At 62.1% G+C, this 18,028-nt stretch carries 16 protein-coding genes and 2 riboswitches; of the genes, 6 read left to right on the top strand and 10 right to left on the bottom strand.

The genetic code is table 11. The features are described from left to right. Positions 1-155 precede the first annotated feature (155 nt). Genes pepN through E4O97_RS16620 form a run of 6 tightly spaced genes read right to left on the bottom strand, consistent with a single transcriptional unit; the run spans position 156 to position 6,656 of the window. Complete coding sequence (pepN, locus tag E4O97_RS16645; protein WP_248161774.1) at positions 156-2,813, bottom strand: aminopeptidase N; 2,658 nt, start codon at positions 2,811-2,813, stop codon at positions 156-158. A gap of 13 nt (positions 2,814-2,826) precedes the next feature. Further along, positions 2,827-3,657: a DUF2797 domain-containing protein gene (locus E4O97_RS16640; RefSeq protein WP_005788687.1), complete on the bottom strand. Its 831-nt coding sequence runs from the start codon at positions 3,655-3,657 to the stop codon at positions 2,827-2,829. After that, on the bottom strand, positions 3,654-3,914 hold the full coding sequence (locus tag E4O97_RS16635) for a DUF1315 family protein (protein ID WP_005788688.1): 261 nt from the start codon (positions 3,912-3,914) through the stop codon (positions 3,654-3,656). The genes E4O97_RS16640 and E4O97_RS16635 overlap by 4 nt, the downstream gene beginning before the upstream one ends. A gap of 14 nt (positions 3,915-3,928) precedes the next feature. After that, positions 3,929-4,798 (bottom strand): rhomboid family intramembrane serine protease, encoded by an 870-nt coding sequence (locus E4O97_RS16630; RefSeq protein ID WP_032875921.1) that lies wholly within the window; start codon positions 4,796-4,798, stop codon positions 3,929-3,931. Next, the gene (locus E4O97_RS16625; protein ID WP_164699547.1) at positions 4,795-5,769 is read right to left on the bottom strand and encodes a metallophosphoesterase; all 975 of its coding nucleotides are present in this window, start codon (positions 5,767-5,769) and stop codon (positions 4,795-4,797) included. The genes E4O97_RS16630 and E4O97_RS16625 overlap by 4 nt, the downstream gene beginning before the upstream one ends. Then, the gene (locus E4O97_RS16620) at positions 5,766-6,656 is read right to left on the bottom strand and encodes an NAD(+) kinase (protein WP_003217892.1); all 891 of its coding nucleotides are present in this window, start codon (positions 6,654-6,656) and stop codon (positions 5,766-5,768) included. The genes E4O97_RS16625 and E4O97_RS16620 overlap by 4 nt, the downstream gene beginning before the upstream one ends. 145 nt (positions 6,657-6,801) lie before the next feature. Between E4O97_RS16620 and E4O97_RS16615 the strand changes: the two genes are divergently transcribed. Further along, positions 6,802-7,749, top strand: coding sequence for a DUF1853 family protein (locus tag E4O97_RS16615; protein ID WP_248161772.1), 948 nt, complete (start codon positions 6,802-6,804; stop codon positions 7,747-7,749). 114 nt (positions 7,750-7,863) lie between these two features. On the opposite strand, the gene E4O97_RS16610 is transcribed toward E4O97_RS16615, so the two are convergent. From E4O97_RS16610 to cobW, 4 genes are read right to left on the bottom strand one after another with little or no spacing between them, the layout of a single operon-like run. Beyond that, positions 7,864-8,466: a VWA domain-containing protein gene (locus E4O97_RS16610; RefSeq protein ID WP_032880973.1), complete on the bottom strand. Its 603-nt coding sequence runs from the start codon at positions 8,464-8,466 to the stop codon at positions 7,864-7,866. Between the two features lie 53 nt (positions 8,467-8,519). After that, positions 8,520-9,518 (bottom strand): AAA family ATPase, encoded by a 999-nt coding sequence (locus E4O97_RS16605; RefSeq protein ID WP_078821506.1) that lies wholly within the window; start codon positions 9,516-9,518, stop codon positions 8,520-8,522. Beyond that, positions 9,518-13,279 (bottom strand): cobaltochelatase subunit CobN, encoded by a 3,762-nt coding sequence (gene cobN / locus E4O97_RS16600; RefSeq protein WP_248161770.1) that lies wholly within the window; start codon positions 13,277-13,279, stop codon positions 9,518-9,520. The genes E4O97_RS16605 and cobN overlap by 1 nt, the downstream gene beginning before the upstream one ends. A 2-nt stretch (positions 13,280-13,281) precedes the next feature. Next, complete coding sequence (cobW, locus tag E4O97_RS16595) at positions 13,282-14,343, bottom strand: cobalamin biosynthesis protein CobW (protein WP_032875935.1); 1,062 nt, start codon at positions 14,341-14,343, stop codon at positions 13,282-13,284. 91 nt (positions 14,344-14,434) lie between these two features. Then, positions 14,435-14,635: riboswitch (cobalamin riboswitch) on the bottom strand. A gap of 264 nt (positions 14,636-14,899) precedes the next feature. Between cobW and E4O97_RS16590 the strand changes: the two genes are divergently transcribed. From E4O97_RS16590 to cobM, 5 genes are all read left to right on the top strand, one after another. Continuing rightward, entirely contained in the window at positions 14,900-15,469 is a 570-nt protein-coding gene (locus E4O97_RS16590; protein ID WP_179119832.1) for a hypothetical protein, read from the top strand. Positions 15,470-15,587: 118 nt separating this feature from the next. After that, positions 15,588-15,802, top strand: a riboswitch (cobalamin riboswitch). A gap of 96 nt (positions 15,803-15,898) precedes the next feature. Continuing rightward, entirely contained in the window at positions 15,899-16,087 is a 189-nt protein-coding gene (locus E4O97_RS16585) for a CbtB-domain containing protein (RefSeq protein WP_032875937.1), read from the top strand. An 11-nt stretch (positions 16,088-16,098) separates the two neighbouring features. Further along, a complete protein-coding gene (locus E4O97_RS16580) occupies positions 16,099-16,803 on the top strand; it encodes a CbtA family protein (RefSeq protein ID WP_032875940.1) in 705 nt (234 codons plus the stop codon). Further along, positions 16,800-17,192, top strand: a complete 393-nt coding sequence (locus tag E4O97_RS16575) for a cobalamin biosynthesis protein (protein ID WP_032875943.1) — start codon at positions 16,800-16,802, stop codon at positions 17,190-17,192. Before E4O97_RS16580 ends, E4O97_RS16575 begins: the two co-directional genes overlap by 4 nt. Before the next feature lie 71 nt (positions 17,193-17,263). Next, positions 17,264-18,010, top strand: a complete 747-nt coding sequence (gene cobM / locus E4O97_RS16570; protein WP_248161768.1) for a precorrin-4 C(11)-methyltransferase — start codon at positions 17,264-17,266, stop codon at positions 18,008-18,010. Positions 18,011-18,028 lie beyond the last annotated feature (18 nt).

Genomic DNA, 18,028 nt, shown 5'->3' with positions numbered 1-18,028 from the left:
TCTTTTCCAAAAGTGACCCGCTGTAAAAGCGGAACCAATATCAGCCGTTACCGCAGCAATGGATATGTACTCGGTATAACTGTGTCGGCTGCCTGGCCGCCTTCGCGAGCAAGCCCGCTCCCACATTTTGCCCCCGGAACATCAGGCAGAAAACGTTACGCCAGGCTCTTGCTGACCACCTCATACACATCGCTGGACAGCTCGCCACACGCAAGAATGCGCTCCAGCTGCGCCTTCATCAGCGCCTGGCGTGCGCTGTCATACTTGCGCCAGCGCGTCAGCGGCGCCAGTTGGCGCGAGGCGATCTGCGGGTTCAAGGTGTTGAGCTCGATCACCAGATCCGCCAGGAAGCGATAACCCGAGCCATCCGCCGCATGGAAGTTGACCAGATTCTGGCCGGCGAATGCGCCGATCAAGGCGCGCACCTTGTTCGGGTTCTTGATGGTGAACGCCGGGTGTCCCATCAACGCCTTGACCCGCGCCAGCCCGCCCGGCAACGTGCTGCCGGCCTGAACACTGAACCACTGGTCCATTACCAACGGGTTGTCCTTGAAGTTCTCGGCAAACACCGCCAGCGCCTGGGCCTTTTCCGCTTCGAACGGCGAGTTCACCAGCACCGCAAGGGCCGTCAGGCGTTCGGTCATGTTATCGCTGGTGTCGAACTGATCCAGGGTGGCCGCCAATACTTCTGGCTTGCCGCTGAGCATCAGGTACGACAACGCAATGTTCTGCAGGGCACGGCGGGCAAAGTGCTCGGCCTCTGCCACGTACGGCGTTTGCTTGGACAGCTCACGATTGGCCTGGTAGCGCAGCCACAAGCCTTCGAACAGGTTCTGGGCCAGTTGCTTGCGGGCATATTCACGGGCCGCGTGGATCTCATCCACATCCGCCACTTCGCTGATTTCCGTCAGGTAGGCTTCACTTGGCAGCGAGAGCATTTCCGCGACCATGGCCTGGTCGAGACTTTCGTCGCTCAATACCGTGCGCAGCGCATCGATCAGGCGCTGGTCCAGCTTAAGCGGCTGGCCTGCCTGATGCTGGGCGATCAGTTCCTGCAACACCTGCACCGACAGCTGCTGGCCGGCATCCCAGCGGTTGAAGCCGTCGCTGTCGTGCTGCATCAGGAACATCAACTGATCGCGGTTATACGGGAAGCTCAATTTCACCGGCGCCGAAAACCCACGCAACAGCGAAGGCAACGGCTTTTCAGCGACATCGACGAAGGTGAACGTCTGCTCGGCTTCAGTCACCGAGATCACTCGTGAGGTGCCTGCAGCTGTAGCCTCACCGGCCAGGCGCAAGTTGATTGCGGCGCCCTGCCCGTCCAGCAGGCCCAATTCCACCGGGATCACGAACGGCAGTTTTTCGACCTTGTCCGGTGTTGGCGGGCAGCTCTGGCGGAAGGTCAGGCTGTAGGTCCTGGCCGCCGCGTCGTAGGACTCGCTCACCGCCAACCGTGGCGTACCCGCCTGGCTGTACCAGCGTTTGAACTGGCTGAGGTCGGCGCCATTGGCGTCTTCCATGGCCTTGATAAAGTCGTCGCAGGTCACGGCCTGACCGTCATGGCGTTCGAAGTACAGGTCACTGCCTTTGCGGAAGCCTTCGGCGCCGAGCAAGGTGTGGATCATGCCGACTACTTCCGAGCCCTTTTCGTAAACGGTCAGGGTGTAGAAGTTGGAGATCTCGATAAAGCTGTCCGGGCGCACCGCGTGGGCCATAGGGCCAGCGTCTTCGGCGAACTGGTGCGTACGCAGATAGGCCACATCCTGAATGCGCTTGACCGTGGCCGAGTTCATGTCGGCGGAGAAGCCCGAATCACGGAACACGGTGAAGCCTTCCTTGAGCGACAACTGGAACCAGTCGCGGCAGGTCACGCGGTTGCCCGACCAGTTGTGGAAGTATTCGTGGGCGACGATGGCTTCGACGCGCTGGTGGGCGGCGTCGGTAGCGGTTTCGGCGCGGGCCAGCACGGCGCTGGAGTTGAAGATATTGAGGCCCTTGTTCTCCATGGCGCCCATGTTGAAATCGTTGACCGCCACGATCATGAAGATATCCAGGTCGTACTCGCGGCCGTAGGTTTCTTCGTCCCAGCGCATGGATTTCTTCAGGCTGGTCATGGCGTGCTGGCACTTGTCGATGTTTTCCGGCTCGACGTAGATGCGCAACGCGACTTCGCGATGGGTCATGGTGGTGAAGCTGTCTTCGACGCACCACAGGTCACCGGCCACCAGCGCAAACAGGTACGCCGGCTTCTTGAACGGATCTTCCCAGGTCGCCCAGTGCCGGCCGTCTTCGCCAGGGCCACTGGCAATCGGATTGCCGTTGGACAACAGCACCGGGTAACTGTGCTGCTCGGCGATCACCGTGGTGGTGAACACGCTCATTACGTCCGGGCGGTCGAGGTAGTAAGTGATCTTGCGAAAGCCCTCGGCCTCGCACTGGGTGCAGAACATACCGCTGGATTTGTACAAACCTTCCAGGGCAGTGTTGGTTTCCGGATGGATCTTGACCGTGGTGTCGAGGGTGAAGGTCTCACTCTTTGGCTGCACGGTCAGGTGGCTGTCGCTCAACTGGTAGTCAGCGTCCGTCAGCGGCTGGTCGGCCAGGTTGACGCTCAACAGTTCAAGTTGCTGGCCGTCGAGTACCAAGGGCGGCAAACCGGCGCCGCGCTCGGGGTTGCGGCGCATCACCAGCTGCGCGTGGACCAGGCTGTGGTCCTCGAACAACTCGAAGGTCAGGTGCGTCTCGTCGATCAGGTAGTCCGGCGCCTGATAGTCCTTAAGGTAAATCATCTTCGGTTGTTCGGTGCGCATGCTCGGGATCCTTCTACTGATGCACGGCGAGCTGGTAGGCCGTGTATTTACGAATATTGATGACGCCGGTATCGAAGATCAGGTATTGGCCCTTGATCCCCAGCAGCGTGCCTTCGGCAATCGGGTTCTTGTCCAGGTTGAAGCTGACGATCTTGGTCGGATACTGCTCGACCGGGTAGCGGATTTCAATCGGCTCGATGTCGGCAATGGTTTGGATGGCTTGCAGGCCAAAGCGTTCCTGCAAACCCAGCAAGCCTTCGGCGCAGGAGGCGAACAGCTCATCGCGCACCTGCTTGAGGTCCACCGATTGCGCGTCGCCCTTGAGCAAGGCGCGCCAGTTGGTCTTGTCGGCCACCTGGCTGCGGAACAGGTCTTCGACGAAGCCGGACTGCTGGCGAGTCGACACGCGCATGATCGGCAATGCCTGGCTGGCACCCTGGTCCAGCCAGCGGGTGGGCAGCTGGGTGGCACGCGTGATGCCGACCTTGACCCCCGACGAATTGGCCAGGTACACCACATGGTCGGTCATGCAGAATTTTTCGCCCCAGCCCGGATCACGGCAGGTGCCGGCGTCGTAATGGCAACGCTCGGGGCTCATGATGCACAGGTCACACTGGGCCAGCTTGGTCATGCACGGGTAGCAATACCCTTGACTGAAGCTGGTCTTGGTCTTGCGCCCGCAATGGCTGCAATGAATGGCACCCAGGTACTCCAGGCGCACATGGGTGCCGATCATCGGATTGACCGGCACCTCGACATCGCCCAGGCGAAACGCATATTGAACAGTCGGCTCACCAAGTTGCGCCGACATTTTGCTGACTGCACCGCGACCAATTTCAATCAATGGATCGCATCCGACTTGAACAGGATGTTCGCCACCGGCTCCGACTTGGACGCGCATTCCTGCGGGCCCATATAGCCGGTACGCTGCTCTTCGGGCAGGTTCTGGATCTCCCAGGCGATCATCGCTTGCAGGGACAATTCGCGCTGTTCGGCGGTGAGCTTGCGGCCATCGGACCATTTGCCGATTTCCACGGCGAGCTTGAGGCTTTCGTAGATATCGGGGGTGATGTTTTCGATCATTTCAGCAAAAGAGGACATTCGGCTCTTCCTTATCAAATAGACGATTTGCGACGGTTGTACAGCCCGCCGAGCAAACCGGTGAGGCAACCGATAACCAGGCCGCCGACATGGGCCGCGTTGGCGATTTGGCCGAAGCCGATCATCGAGACCAGCCCCGACAGGCAGAGCAGCAGCCACACCAGCATCATCACCAGCACCCCACGGGGCAGGCGATAGGCTGGGTTGGGTGACAATAGTTGAAAGATCCAGCAATGCCCGAGCAGGCCATACAACACACCGGACAAGCCACCGAACAGGCCAGGGCCGCCATAAGCGTATTGCGCGTAGTTGGAGACCAGGCTGAACAACAGGGTCAACCCCAGCAGGTTGATACTGCCCTGGCGCGCTTCGATGCGCCGGCCCAACTCCCAGTACCACATGCCGTTCATGGCCAGGTGCAGGATGCCGAAGTGGATCAGCATCGGCGTGACCAATCGCCACCACTGCCCTGAAGCGAGCGTGTCGGCCAAAGGCGTGAACTGGATGTACTCGCCCAGCACCCGGAACGGCAGGAACGTCAGCCAGGCCATGGCTTGCAGGTTTTCACCAAGCAGGGTCACGGCGCCGACAATCAGGCTGGCCAACAGCACCAGCGCCGTGACAGGGCTATGACGCAGCTGCTGGACGAAACCTGGCCGTGCAACTGGCGCCTGTTCAGGAATATCCAACTGCTGGTCCGGGTCGCCGGCAGGAAAGCGTTGATACAACACGCGCACGTCATCGCTGATGGTTTCAGGCACCCACAACACTTGCTCACCCGCCTCTTCACTGACGCGATGGGGCACTTGCATGCGTTGCAGCAACTTGACGAAACCACCCAGGTCGACACTCAGGGGCAAGCGCAATACGGCTACGGTACTCATGGAATGGCCTCGGGTCGCTCAACGTCGACCCATACAAATTTACGCGGATCCAGTTGGGTTTCCTGGTCGAGTCGATACGCCACCAGCTTGCCGTACAGCACCGCGCTGTAGTCCAGGCAGGCCAGGTTCGGGCGGATCGGCGCCGGTTTGCCACTGCGCCAGTAATGGCCGACGAACAACAACGGCTCGTCGACGCCGTAGCGCAGCAGGGAATTCTTTTCGGTGGACGACAACGGCGTGCGCGCCACCGGCTCTGGCAAAGCGTCGGGCTGGAACACGATGTCACCGTAGGTCTTGGGGTCATCTTCCCAGAACTTGGTGCGGAAGAACGACCGCGTCAAGCCATCGCCGCCGGTCAGGGTCAGGCCGTCGGGCAGGCGCATATCGGTGCCGCGCAACAGCCGATCGAAGGCGTTGCAGGCGAAGCTGCCCGGTACGGCGGCGGCTTGCAGGAAGTGCTGGTCGATGCAGCCATCCGGGAAGGTGGCGCGCAATGGCTGGATGAAGCCTTCATCCCAGCACGCGTGCACCACGCGAAAACGCCCGGCATCGACAAACAGCGGCATGTCGTAGAACCAGCCGAGGAAGTCGTGCCAGTCGGCCGGGTGGTGCTCGAACTGGGTCAGGGTCTCTTGGATCAACCGCGCATGACGTGGGTTGTGCTCGCGCACGAACTGCCTGCCGCTGCCGGGTGGTGCCGGGGTGGTCCAGCCCAGCGCATTGAACTCATGGTTGCCCATGATGCACAGCGCCTGGCCGGCCTCGGTCATATCATGGACGATATGCAGCGCCTCGCGGATGCGTGGGCCACGGTCGATGATATCGCCCAGGAACACCGCCATGCGCGACGGATGGCGCCAGGTGCCGCCCTGCTTGTGGTAACCCAATTGGTCGAGCAAGTGCTCAAGGGTATGAGCGCAACCGTGCACGTCACCAATCAGGTCGTAGCTACGCGCGGGATCGAGCATCAGTCGCCCCCACCCCCCAAGCGGCTGCCCCAGCCCAACTTGGTACGGCACACTTCGTAGTAGTTGTGATCCAGCGGGTGGATCAAGCGCAACTTCTGTGCCTTCTTGCTCACGGTGATGGTGTCACCGGGGGCGCAGGTGAAATGGTTCTGCCCGTCGCAGGAGACTTGCGGGTAGATCTGCATGTCTTTGGACACCACGATTTTCAGCTCGCTGTTGCCATCGACCACAATCGGTCTGCTGGACAACATATGGGGGTACATCGGCACGATCACAATGGCATCAAGCTTAGGGTGCATGATCGGGCCACCGGCCGATAGCGCATACGCGGTGGAGCCGGTAGGCGTGGCGACAATCAGGCCGTCGGCCTTCTGGCTGCACACGAACTGGCCGTCGATATACAGCTCGAACTCGATCATCCGCGTGGATTTGCCCGGGTGCAGCACCACATCGTTGAGGGCATCGCCCTGGCCGATCGCCTCGCCATGGCGGCGCACTTCGGCTTGCAGCAGGAAGCGGTTTTCCACCAGGTAATGGCCGTCGAGCACCTTGGCCACTTCGACTTCCAGCTCATCGGGGCGGATGTCGGTCAGAAACCCCAGGCTGCCGCGGTTGATCCCCAGCACCGGCACGTTATGCCGCGCCAGCGCCCGGGCGGCGCCGAGCAGGCTGCCATCGCCGCCGACCACGATGACCATGTCGCAGACCTCGCCGAGCATCTTGCGCGACGAGGTCTGCAGGCCGTGGCCCGGGAGGATTTCGGCGATGGTGTCTTCGAGGATCACATGCAGGTGGCGCTCGAGCAGAAACTTCTTCAGCCGGCGGACGGTGTCCAACACCTGGGTACTGCCCAGGCGACCGATAATGCCGATATTGCGAAATTGCTCCATGGGGCTCCTGCGGGATTTGGGGTGCGGCAAAAAAGAACGATTATGGGCGAAAGGCCGCGTCAGGCAAAATCCTTTGTCGCCGCCGCGCCTTGATGACAATGGTTCTCAGGCACCTTCACCCGGCTGAAAAGGCTATGCTCGGACCATGACCGTGTTCCCTGACTTGCACAACTTGCCCCGCCAATTGCGCCACCCCGAGGTGCGCGACCTGGCGTGGGTGATCCTCGCCCCGCCCATGCTGGCGCAAACGCCGTGGCCGCAGCGCCACCCGCTGGCCGGCAGTGACTGGGCGCAGGCGCCACACCGGCTTGAGCATTGGCTGCGTGCGCTTGATCAGGACAGCAGCGCCCTGCAGCAGTGGCTCAGCCTGTCGCGCACACGGCGCCTGGGCCTCTATTACGAGCGCCTGTGGCAGTTTGCCGTGCAGCACGCGCCGGGTGTGGAATTGCTGGCCGCCAACCTGCCGATCCGCCGCGCCGGGCATACCCTGGGCGAACTGGACATGCTGTTACGCGACCGCGATGGCGTGCACCATCTGGAACTGGCGATCAAACTCTATCTTGGCCCACAGGACGGCAATGGCCAGGACACCGCGCTATGGCTCGGGCCGGGCTGCCATGACCGGCTGGACCGCAAGCTGGCGCACCTGGCCGAACATCAACTGCCGATTTCTGCGCGGGCCGAGAGCCGCGACGCCTTGGCGGCGCTGGATATCCAGGTGTTCGATGCGCATTTGTGGCTGGGCGGTTATCTGCTCTATCCCTGGCCTGGCACGGCGCAACCCCCAATCGGCGCCCACCCGCAGCATCTGCGTGGTTGCTGGTTGCATCAGCGTGACTGGTCGGATTTTGTCAGCACCCGCCCACCCGGCCACTGGCACCCCCTGCCCCGCCACGCCTGGTTGGCACCTGCGCATTACACGGCGGATCAAGTGTGGAGTGAAGCGCAGATGCAAAGCTGGCTGAAGGACCTGGATCCGATGGCACCGGCGCAGTTACTGGTTCGGATGGTGCAGAACGGTGAGGACTGGGAGGAAGCGGAGCGGTTGTTTCTGGTGGCGGATCTTTGGCCGAATGTGCCGGGGGCAGGCTGATAAATCCTCGGTGTACTCAAGGCAGCCATCGAGGGCAAGCCCCCTTCCACAAGGTAGTGCGGCGCACTGAAAAATGTGGGAGGGGGCTTGCTCCCGATGGCGATTGCCCAGGCACTACACATCATCGATATGCTGATAATCCAACTGCAACCCCATCGCCAACTCCTGAGCCCGTCCCAACCTGATCGGCCCGCGCTCAATGTCTACCAGTAACCCCGGACACTCCAACGGCGGCAACCCATCAATGGCTTTGAGCCGACCATCAGTGATCACCAGCAATCGCTGTTGCTGCGCCGGGTAACGCTTGCGCCGCGCTTTGAGCCACTGCCCGGCCTCGCTCAAGGCGGCGAGCAATGGCGTACCGCCACCGGCGCCTAACTGCTCCAGCCAACCCGTCAATCCCTTTGCCGCCTTCAAGCCCTGCACCTGCCACTTCGGCGCTGATCCGCTGGCCGTCAACAGCGCCATGCGCGCCCGTTGCCGATAAGCGTCGTCGAACAGCTGAGCCAACAAACCCTTGGCATCGGTCAACGCCCGATGGCGCCGGGTGGACGCCGAGGCATCGACGATTACCAACCACAGTTCCGGCGCCGAACGGCTACGCAGGTGGAACAGCAGATCATCACGGCATTGTGGCCGTCCACCGAGCAACGTACCCGGCCAATTGATCCTGCCTTTCTGTGCGCTGCGCGCCTTGCCCTGCCTGCCGTTGTCCAGTCGCCCCGCCTGGGGCCGGGCATCCGCCCCCGCGTCAGGTCGGGGGCGAATGCCTAGGGCTTTTTTGGCCAGGCCGGCACATCGCGGCGGGCGCCCGTGGGCAAGGCCGGCGCAGGCATATCGCCCCATTGGCCTTGGCCGGGCGAGCTTTCAGACGGTTTCGACGACTGCCCTTGATTCGGCGGTGCGGCCGCGGGCGTTTGCTGCTGACGGCGATGGCGCAAGGCAAACTCGGCCACCGCTTCGATGTCTTGCTCGGCAATGGCTGACGCGCCTCGCCACGCCGCATGGGCCCGGGCACCACGCAGCCAGACCAGGTCGGCGCGCATACCGTCCACGCCTGCGGCAAAGCAGCGTTCGGTAATCTGCGCCAACGCGTGATCGTCCAGGTCGATGCTGTCGAGTCGCGCCCGCGCCTGCGTGCAGCGTTCGCGCAACTCGGCTTGCGGCGCGGCCCACTGCGCGCAGAAGGCCGCCGGATCACTGTCGAAATCCAGACGACGACGAATGATCTGCCCACGTTCGGCGGGCAAGGTCTGCCCGCTCAGCGCCACATTGAAACCAAAGCGGTCGAGCAACTGCGGGCGCAACTCCCCCTCCTCCGGGTTCATGGTGCCGATCAGCACAAAGCGCGCCGAATGCCGATGGGAAATACCGTCGCGCTCGATCAGGTTGGTGCCGCTGGCGGCCACGTCCAACAGCAGGTCCACCAAATGGTCGGCCAGCAGGTTGACTTCATCCACATACAGCACGCCGCCGTCAGCCTTGGCCAACACGCCAGGGGAAAATTGTGCACGGCCTTCGCCCAGTGCGGCTTCCAGGTCCAACGTGCCGACCAGGCGTTCCTCGGTCGCGCCCAGGGGCAAAGTCACGAACTGGCCACTGGCGAGGAGGTCCGCCAGCCCACGGGCCAGGGTCGACTTGGCCATGCCTCGCGGGCCTTCGATCAGCACGCCGCCGATGCGGGGGTCGATGGCGGTCAGGCACAGCGCCAGTTTCAGGTCGTCAGCACCGACCACGGCGGACAGCGGAAAATGGGGAATCTCGGTCATCAGCTGTCTTCTTCTATATCCAGCAAGAGGTTTTCCAGTGCTTCGCGATAAGCCCCCGGCGCCTGCCACATGCCCCGCTGCTGGGCTTCGAGCATACGCTCGGTCATGTCGCGCAGGGCATCGGGGTTGTGCTGCTGCACAAACGCCCGGGTGTCAGGGTCCAGCAGGTAGGCATCGGCGAGCAGTGCATATTGATGGTCGTCGATCAACGCGGTGGTGGCGTCGAAAGCGAACAGGTTGTCCACGGTCGCGGCCATTTCAAACGCGCCTTTATAGCCATGGCGTTTCACGCCTTCGATCCACTTGGGGTTGGCGGCGCGGGCGCGGATCACCCGGTTCAGCTCTTCCTTCAAGGTGCGGATTCTGGGCAAGTCCGGCTGACTGTGGTCGCCATGATAACTGGCGGCCTTGTCACCGCTGAGGGTTTCCACGGCGGCGAGCATACCGCCCTGGAATTGGTAGTAATCATTGGAATCGAGCAAGTCGTGCTCGCGGTTGTCCTGGTTCTGCAACACCGCCTGCACTTGGCTCAGGCGCTGGGCAAACTGCTCGCGGGCGGCGGTGCCTTCATCGGAGCCCCCGTAGGCATAGCCACCCCAGTTGAGGTAGACCTCGGCCAAGTCCTCGCGGCTCTGCCACAGACGCCCGTCAACCGCGCCCTGCACGCCCGCGCCATAGGCGCCCGGTTTGGCACCGAAGATGCGCCAGCCGGCCTGCTTGGCCGCAGCCTCTGCATTCAGGCCCGACTCAACCAGCGCCTGGCGCTCGCTGCGCACCTTGGCGGCCAACGGGTTCATGTCGTCCGGTTCATCCAGGGCCGCCACCGCCTGCACCGCTGCGTCGAACAGGCGGATCAGGTTGGCGAAGGCATCGCGGAAGAAGCCGGATACGCGCAGGGTCACGTCGACACGCGGGCGATCCAGCAGGCTGATCGGCAGGATTTCAAAATCGTCGACCCGCTGGCTGCCGGTGGCCCATACCGGGCGCACGCCCATCAGCGCCATGGCCTGGGCGATATCATCACCGCCGGTGCGCATGGTGGCCGTGCCCCATACCGACAGGCCGAGTTGGCGCAAATGGTCGCCGTGATCCTGTAGATGGCGTTCCAGAATCAGGTTGGCCGATTGGAAACCGATGCGCCAGGCTGTGGTGGTTGGCAGGTTGCGTACGTCCACGGTAAAGAAGTTACGCCCGGTCGGCAGCACATCCAGGCGTCCGCGACTGGGCGCACCGCTGGGCCCTGCCGGGACGAAGCGCCCGCTCAAAGCATCGAGCAGGCCGCGCATTTCCGCCGGGCCGCAGGCGTCCAGGCGCGGTGCCACCACGATGCGCAGGCTTTCGACGACCGACTTGACATCCTCCCAGCCAGGCTCTTCCAACTGCTCGACAGGGCCTTCCAGCGCCTGCTCGATCAAGCGCGTTGCGTAAAGCTCCAGGCGTTCGCGGGTATCGCCGGCGGTGCGCCACAACTGCCCGTCGATCTTTTGCAGTACCTGGGGGCGCCGCCCCGTCCATGGTTCGGCCAAGGCGCAATCGAGCGGATCGAAGCCCAGTTCGAAGGCCTTGGCCAGCACCCGCAACAGGCTCGATTGTGGGCCACGGCCATCGCCACGCGGAATGCGCAGCAACGCCAGCAAGGTGTCGATGCGCAAGCGGCCCTCGGGCGACTCGCCAAAGACATGCAGGCCGTCGCGGATCTGCGACTCCTTCAAATCGCACAGGTAGGTGTCCAGGCGCGGCAACCAGATGTCGGCGTCAGTCTCGCTGTCCAGCTCCAGCTCCTGGTCGATGCGGGTTTCGCGCACCAGCTTGAGAATGTCTTTTTGCAACTCAAGGGCGCGGCGCGGGTCGAGCAATTGCGCCTCGTAATACTCGTCGGCCAACAACTCAAGGTTACGCAACGGGCCGTAGGTTTCGGCACGGGTCAACGGTGGCATCAGATGGTCGATGATCACGGCCTGGGTACGCCGCTTGGCCTGGGCACCCTCGCCCGGGTCGTTGACGATAAACGGGTAGATGTTCGGCAGCGGCCCCAGCAATGCATCCGGCCAGCAGTTTTCCGACAGGCCCACGCCCTTGCCCGGCAACCACTCCAGGTTGCCGTGCTTGCCCACATGAATCACGCCGTGTGCGCCGTAGGTGTGACGCAGCCAGAAATAGAACGCCAGGTACCCATGGGGCGGCACCAGGTCCGGGTCGTGGTACACGGCACTCGCGTCCACCTGGTAACCCCGGGCAGGCTGGATGCCGACGAAGGTCAGGCCCAGGCGCAGGCCGGCGATCATCATGCGGCCGTCGCGGAACATTGGATCGTTTTGTGGAGCACCCCAACGTTGCAGCACGGCCTGGCGATTGGACTCGGGCAGTCGATCGAACAACGCCTGGTACTCGGCCAGGCCCAGGCTTTGATGGCACGGGCGCTGGTCGAGGCTGTCGAGGTCGTTGGTGACACCGCCGAGCAGCTCGTGGATCAGTGCGGTGCCGCTGTCCGCAAGCGCCGGCGCCACCGGATAGCCTTCAACCTGCAAGGCCCGCAGGATATTCAGCGCCGCTGCTGGCGTGTCCAGGCCCACACCGTTACCGATGCGACCGTCACGGGTCGGGTAGTTGGCGAGGATCAGGGCGATGCGTTTGTCGGCATTCGGCACCCGGGCCAAGTCAACCCAACGCCGCGCCAGTTCAGCGACAAAATCCATGCGCTCGGGCGCTGCGCGGTAGCACACCACGTCAGACTGGCTGCGCTCGCTGCGCCAGGCCAGGTCCTTGAAGCTGATCGGCCGGCTGATGATGCGCCCATCCAGCTCGGGCAAGGCAATATGCATGGCCAGGTCGCGGGGGCCGAGCCCCTGTTCGTTGGCCTCCCAGCCGGGCTGGTTATCCTGGGCGCAGATCGCCTGGATCACCGGGACGTTGCGCCGAAACGGTCGCAGATGCGGCGCTTCGGGGCTGGATTGGGCAAAGCCTGTGGTGTTGAGGATCACCGCGACTTGCACGTCGTCCAACAGGTCCTCGACCACCGTGAGGCAACCGGGCTCTTTCAAACTGGCCACTGCGATGGGCAACGGGTTCAGGCCCGCTGCCTGCAAGCGCTGGCAGAACACATCGATAAACCCGGTATTAGCCGCCTGCAAGTGGGAGCGGTAGAACAGCACCGCGGCCACGGGGAAGTCGGCGCGCCAATCCGCCTGCCAGTCATTGAGGCGGGCATTGGCTTTGTGCGGGTGATAGATCGCCGTACGCGGCAAGGTTTGTGGCTCGGCCCAGGCATAGTCGCGGCCCAGATGGGCGCTGGCCAGGTAGTGATAAAAGTCCAATGCATTGCCCAGGCCACCCTGGCGCAAAAAGTGCCACAGACGCTCGCGCTGTTCAGCAGCGACGGTGCTCAGGCCGCTGAGTTCCGGGTCTGGACGATCATCCCCCGGCACCAGGATCAACGTGACGCCACGCTCGGCCAACTCCACCAGGCGCTCGATGCCGTAGCGCCAATAACCAATGCCGCCATGCAAGGAAATCAGGATGACCTTGGCGTGACGCAACACCTCATCGACGTACAGGTCGACCGAGGCGTGGTTCTGCACCTGCATCGGGTTGGCCAGGCGCAGGCTGGGGTAATCCTCGGGCAACTGCTGGGCGGCTTCGGCCAGCAGCGCCAGGCTGGAGTCACCGCTGCACAGGATCACCAGCTCGGCGGGGGTTTGGCCAAGGTCAGCAATATTGTCGTCCGCGACGAAACCACCGGGTTGGGTCCTGAGCAGGTGCATGGTTAAACGCTGAGGGCAGCGCGCAATTGCGCTTCAAGGCCAGCGGCGTCCAGCTCCTGACCGATCAGCACCAGGCGCGTGATACGCGCTTCATCGGCACCCCAGGCACGGTCGAAGTGCTTGTCAAAGCGTGTGCCCACGCCCTGGATCAGCAGGCGCATCGGCTTGTTCGGGATAGCAGCAAAGCCTTTGACGCGCAAAATGCCGTGTTGCACCACCAATTGGGTCAGGGCGTCCAGCAACAGTGCTTCGTCGGCTTGAGGCAGGTCGATGGAGATGGAGTCGAAAGCATCGTGATCGTGGTCGTCTTCGCCTTCATGGTGATGATCGTGATGGCTGTGGCGAGCGTCGATATGCTCTTCGGAGCCGGCACCCAGGCCGATCAGCACGTCCAATGGCAGGCGACCGCTGCTGGCTTCGATGATCTTAACCGCCGGCGGCAGCTCCTCGGCCACTTCCAGGCGCACGCGGGCCAGGTCTTCGGTGCTGATCAGGTCGGCTTTGTTGAGGATCACCAGGTCGGCGCTGGCCAGTTGGTCGGCGAACAGCTCGTGCAAAGGCGACTCGTGGTCCAGGTTCGGGTCCAGTTTGCGCTGGGCGTCGACTTGATCCGGGAACGCAGCGAAAGTGCCGGCGGCCACGGCCGGGCTGTCGACCACGGTGATCACCGCGTCAACCGTGCAGGCGCTGCGGATTTCCGGCCACTGGAACGCTTGCACCAAGGGTTTTGGCAAGGCCAGCCCCGAGGTTTCGATCAGGATATGGTCAAGGTCACCACGACGGGCGACCAGTTCGCGCATCACCGGGAAGAACTCTTCCTGCACGGTGCAGCACAGGCAGCCGTTGGCCAGTTCGTACACGCGGCCGTTGGCTTCTTCTTCGGTACACCCGATGGAGCATTGCTTGAGGATTTCGCCGTCAATGCCCAGTTCGCCGAACTCGTTGACGATCACGGCTATGCGACGGCCCTGGGCGTTATCGAGCATGTGGCGCAGCAACGTGGTCTTGCCCGAGCCGAGGAAGCCGGTAACGATGGTGACGGGGAGTTTGGCCAGTGTTTTCATCGGATGCCCTTTGGGGCGGGCATACGGGACGACAGGCCCTGCGGCGCGCGCAGCAGCGGATTTCGTCACCGGATCACCCCGCCCGGTTGAATTGGAAAATCGGTGACGAGGCAGGTCTCCTGGCTTGGGGCGTGCAGGTCTTGTGACCAACGCTGACTGCGCCTTCCCGCCGTCTCGGCAGTGGCGTGGCAGTCAACTGAACCCTTCACAGTTGCGGGGGCAGCCGCGGCTTGAACCGCGTTCCCTTCTTAGCTTCGACCTGGGCCGAAGAACCTCGAGGGTGCAAGGCTACGCAGTGCAACGGAGCGGGTCAATGTCGCGCCGCCTAAAGCATAAACTTACCCAGCCTGTGCCTTGACCAACTCAGTCTTTGTAAGGCTTGCGCCGATCCCGCAAAAGCGCCCTGCAATATGATGTCATATTCAATACGGAACGGTCGCGCAGTCCGACACCACGCAGCAGTGCTCATTTCATACAGAGACTCCTGCCATTTCGCAATTAGCGGAGTGTTTTTGAAATGTGGCGAATTTTAATCCATTGGCTTCAGGAATGAATCATGCTGATATCGACTTCTAACGCGCCCACCCCCCTCGCTCTTTTTAACAATACGGGTGCAATCAATAACAAACAGCCCGTCAGTGCTGACGCTGTTGGGCGTGCGCCGCTGGATTCTCAGGACAACCCTCCCGCAGCCCTGAACGCTCGCGGCAACTTACCGCGATTCAAACGATCAGAGCCGCTTATGAGCAGCCTTGTGGAACAAGGGATCAGCAAACGTGGCCCCCTACTCCACTGCTTCCAAGACGATCTGATAAATGGGATAAAAAAGCACTTTCGTGAGTACGCCGCAGGCGAAAACGACCGATTTGTAAACTTTAACGAATTGAAAGAAGCGGCAGGTCAAATACCAACCACCAGAGCTTTTTCCGCCGAGGCAACCCTCTATGCCAAAATACTCCTGCAGAACCCTCGGGTACTTCGTGAGTTAGATATCGGAATTGGTGACCATGGCCGGCCCGGCGCGGAAGATGGGAGATTTGATATTGAAAACATCGAGCACATGTTAACAAAGCCAACTTATATGGGAGAGCACTTTGCGATTTTGCTGGATTACCGACTCACCTGATTAGTTCGGTCAGATACAACACAGTCGGCGGTGCTTGATACAAGATGGCAAGGTTTCGACAGGCAAGCTGCGTTCGTCACTACGTATCAGTTTGACGCACATCACTGCGTCATGCTCTCCTACACATCTTGTTTCGGGTGCCCCTCACAGGGTGAAACGGGAAACCGGTGCGTCATAGACTTATGGCCAGTCCGGTGCTGCCCCCGCAACGGTAAGCGAGCGAAGCGTCAAATCCACTGTGCTGTGCATGGGAAGGAGACGCTTGTCAGGATGGACTCTATCAAGAGCCGCCCCTCGCAAGCCCGGAGACCGGCCCGAAAATATCAGATAACAAACCCGCGGTGGGCGGGCGCTGTTCAGAACCCTGCGTGCCTGGCTCGCGGGGTTTTCATGCGCTCGTTTCACCCTGATACCTGAAAGGGACGCGCCATGTCGATCATCAGCAGCACTTCGCACTCCGCCAGCAGCACTGCCACCTTGAGCCAACGCCTGACCGCCGCCATCGGTGCGTCAATCCTTGGTGCGTGCCTGGTGTATTTCGCCGGTTTCTCCCATATCGAAGCCGTGCACAACGCGGCCCACGATACCCGCCACAGCGCCGCGTTCCCGTGCCACTGAGACCTGCCGACATGATCAAGCGTATTGCCCAAACCGCAGGGTTCACCGGCTTATTGGCCGCCCTGCTGCTGACCCTGCTGCAAAGCTTGTGGGTCGCGCCGTTGATTTTGCAGGCGGAGACCTTTGAAAAGGCTCCAGCTGTTGCCGAAGTCCCCCATGAACATGCTGCTGGCACCGCTGCCCACACCCACGACGCCGAAGCCTGGGAGCCGGAAGATGGCTGGCAGCGCGTGCTGTCGACCACCGGTGGCAACCTGGTCGTTGCGGTCGGGTTTGCGCTGATGCTGGCCGGCCTGTACACCCTGCGCGCACCAACCCGTACAGCTCAAGGGCTACTGTGGGGCCTGGCCGGTTACGCGACATTCGTACTTGCGCCGACCTTGGGCCTGCCGCCTGAACTGCCGGGCACCGCCGCCGCTGATCTGGCGCAACGGCAGATCTGGTGGATCGGCACTGCCGCGTCTACCGCTGCCGGCATTGCTTTGCTGGTGTTCGGTCGCGGCTGGTTGCTCAAAGTGCTGGGCGTGGCGATCGTCGCCGTACCCCACGTGATTGGCGCTCCGCAGCCGGAAGTCCACTCCATGCTGGCCCCGGAGGCCCTCGAAGCCCAGTTCAAGATCGCATCGCAGTTGACCAATGTGGCGTTCTGGCTGGCCCTTGGTCTGATCAGTGCCTGGCTGTTTCGCCGTAACCGCGACGAACACTACTCGGCATGACCCTCGTCGTCGGCCTGGGTTGCCAGCGGGGTTGTGATGTCCGAACCCTGCTGGAACTCCTTGATAGCGCCCTCGCCGAAGGCGGCATTGAACGCCAACGCATTACCGCGCTGGCGAGCATTGATCGCAAACAGGCTGAGCCGGGGTTGGTGGCCCTGGCCCAATTATTGAGCCTGCCCTTGCAGTGTTTCAGCGCCGAACAACTGGCCGGCTTTGAACATCGGCTGAGCCACAAATCAGACGTAGCATTTAGCCATACCGGCTGTTACGGCATCGCCGAAAGTGCCGCATTGGCCTTGGCCGAGCAACTCGCCCACGGCCCTGCCCACCTGCTCATCACCCGCAAGAAAACCATCCAGGCCACCCTTGCATTAGCCTGCGCCGGTTAAAATCCCGATAATTGCCGCTCTCGATCATGAGCAATCTTCATGCTCGCCCGTTTTTTCAACAGGAATTCCCCATGACCGTCTACTTCATCGGCGCAGGCCCCGGCGACCCGGAACTGATTACCGTCAAGGGCCAGCGGCTGATCCGCAGCTGCCCGGTGATCATCTACGCTGGCTCGCTGGTGCCTGCGGCAGTACTGGAAGGTCATCAGGCACGCCAGGTGGTCAACAGCGCCGAGCTGCACCTGGAACAGATCATCGACGTGATCAAAGCCGCCCATGCGCAAGGCCAGGATGTGGCGCGCGTGCACTCCGGCGACCCGAGCCTGTATGGGGCGATTGGTGAGCAAATCCGTCACTTGCGCGAGCTGGGCATTCCCTTTCAGATCATTCCCGGGGTCACGGCGGTGGCTGCCTGCGCGGCGTTGCTGGAAACCGAACTGACCCTGCCGGACATTGCCCAGAGTGTGATCCTGACCCGTTATGCGGATAAAACCAGCATGCCGGTGGGTGAGGACTTCGACAGCCTGGCCCGGCACGGCACGACAATGGCCATTCACTTGGGGGTCAATCATCTGGACAGGATCGTCGCTGAGCTGCTGCCGCACTATGGTGCAGATTGCCCGATCGCCGTGGTGCACCGCGCGACATGGCCGGACCAGGATTGGGTGGTGGGTTCGTTGAGTGATATTGCCCAGAAGGTCGCGACTAAAGGCTTTCGGCGTACGGCGCTGATTGTGGTCGGGCGGGTGTTGGCAAATGATAGCTTTGGCGAATCCTCGCTGTACCGCGCAGGTCACGCCCACCTCTATCGTCCTTGAAGATATGGACTGAACCAC

The organism is Pseudomonas sp. W15Feb34, assembly GCF_023127765.1.
In the GTDB taxonomy this organism is placed as follows: domain Bacteria; phylum Pseudomonadota; class Gammaproteobacteria; order Pseudomonadales; family Pseudomonadaceae; genus Aquipseudomonas; species Aquipseudomonas synxantha_A.
This window is presented reverse-complemented; position numbering and strand designations above follow the sequence as displayed.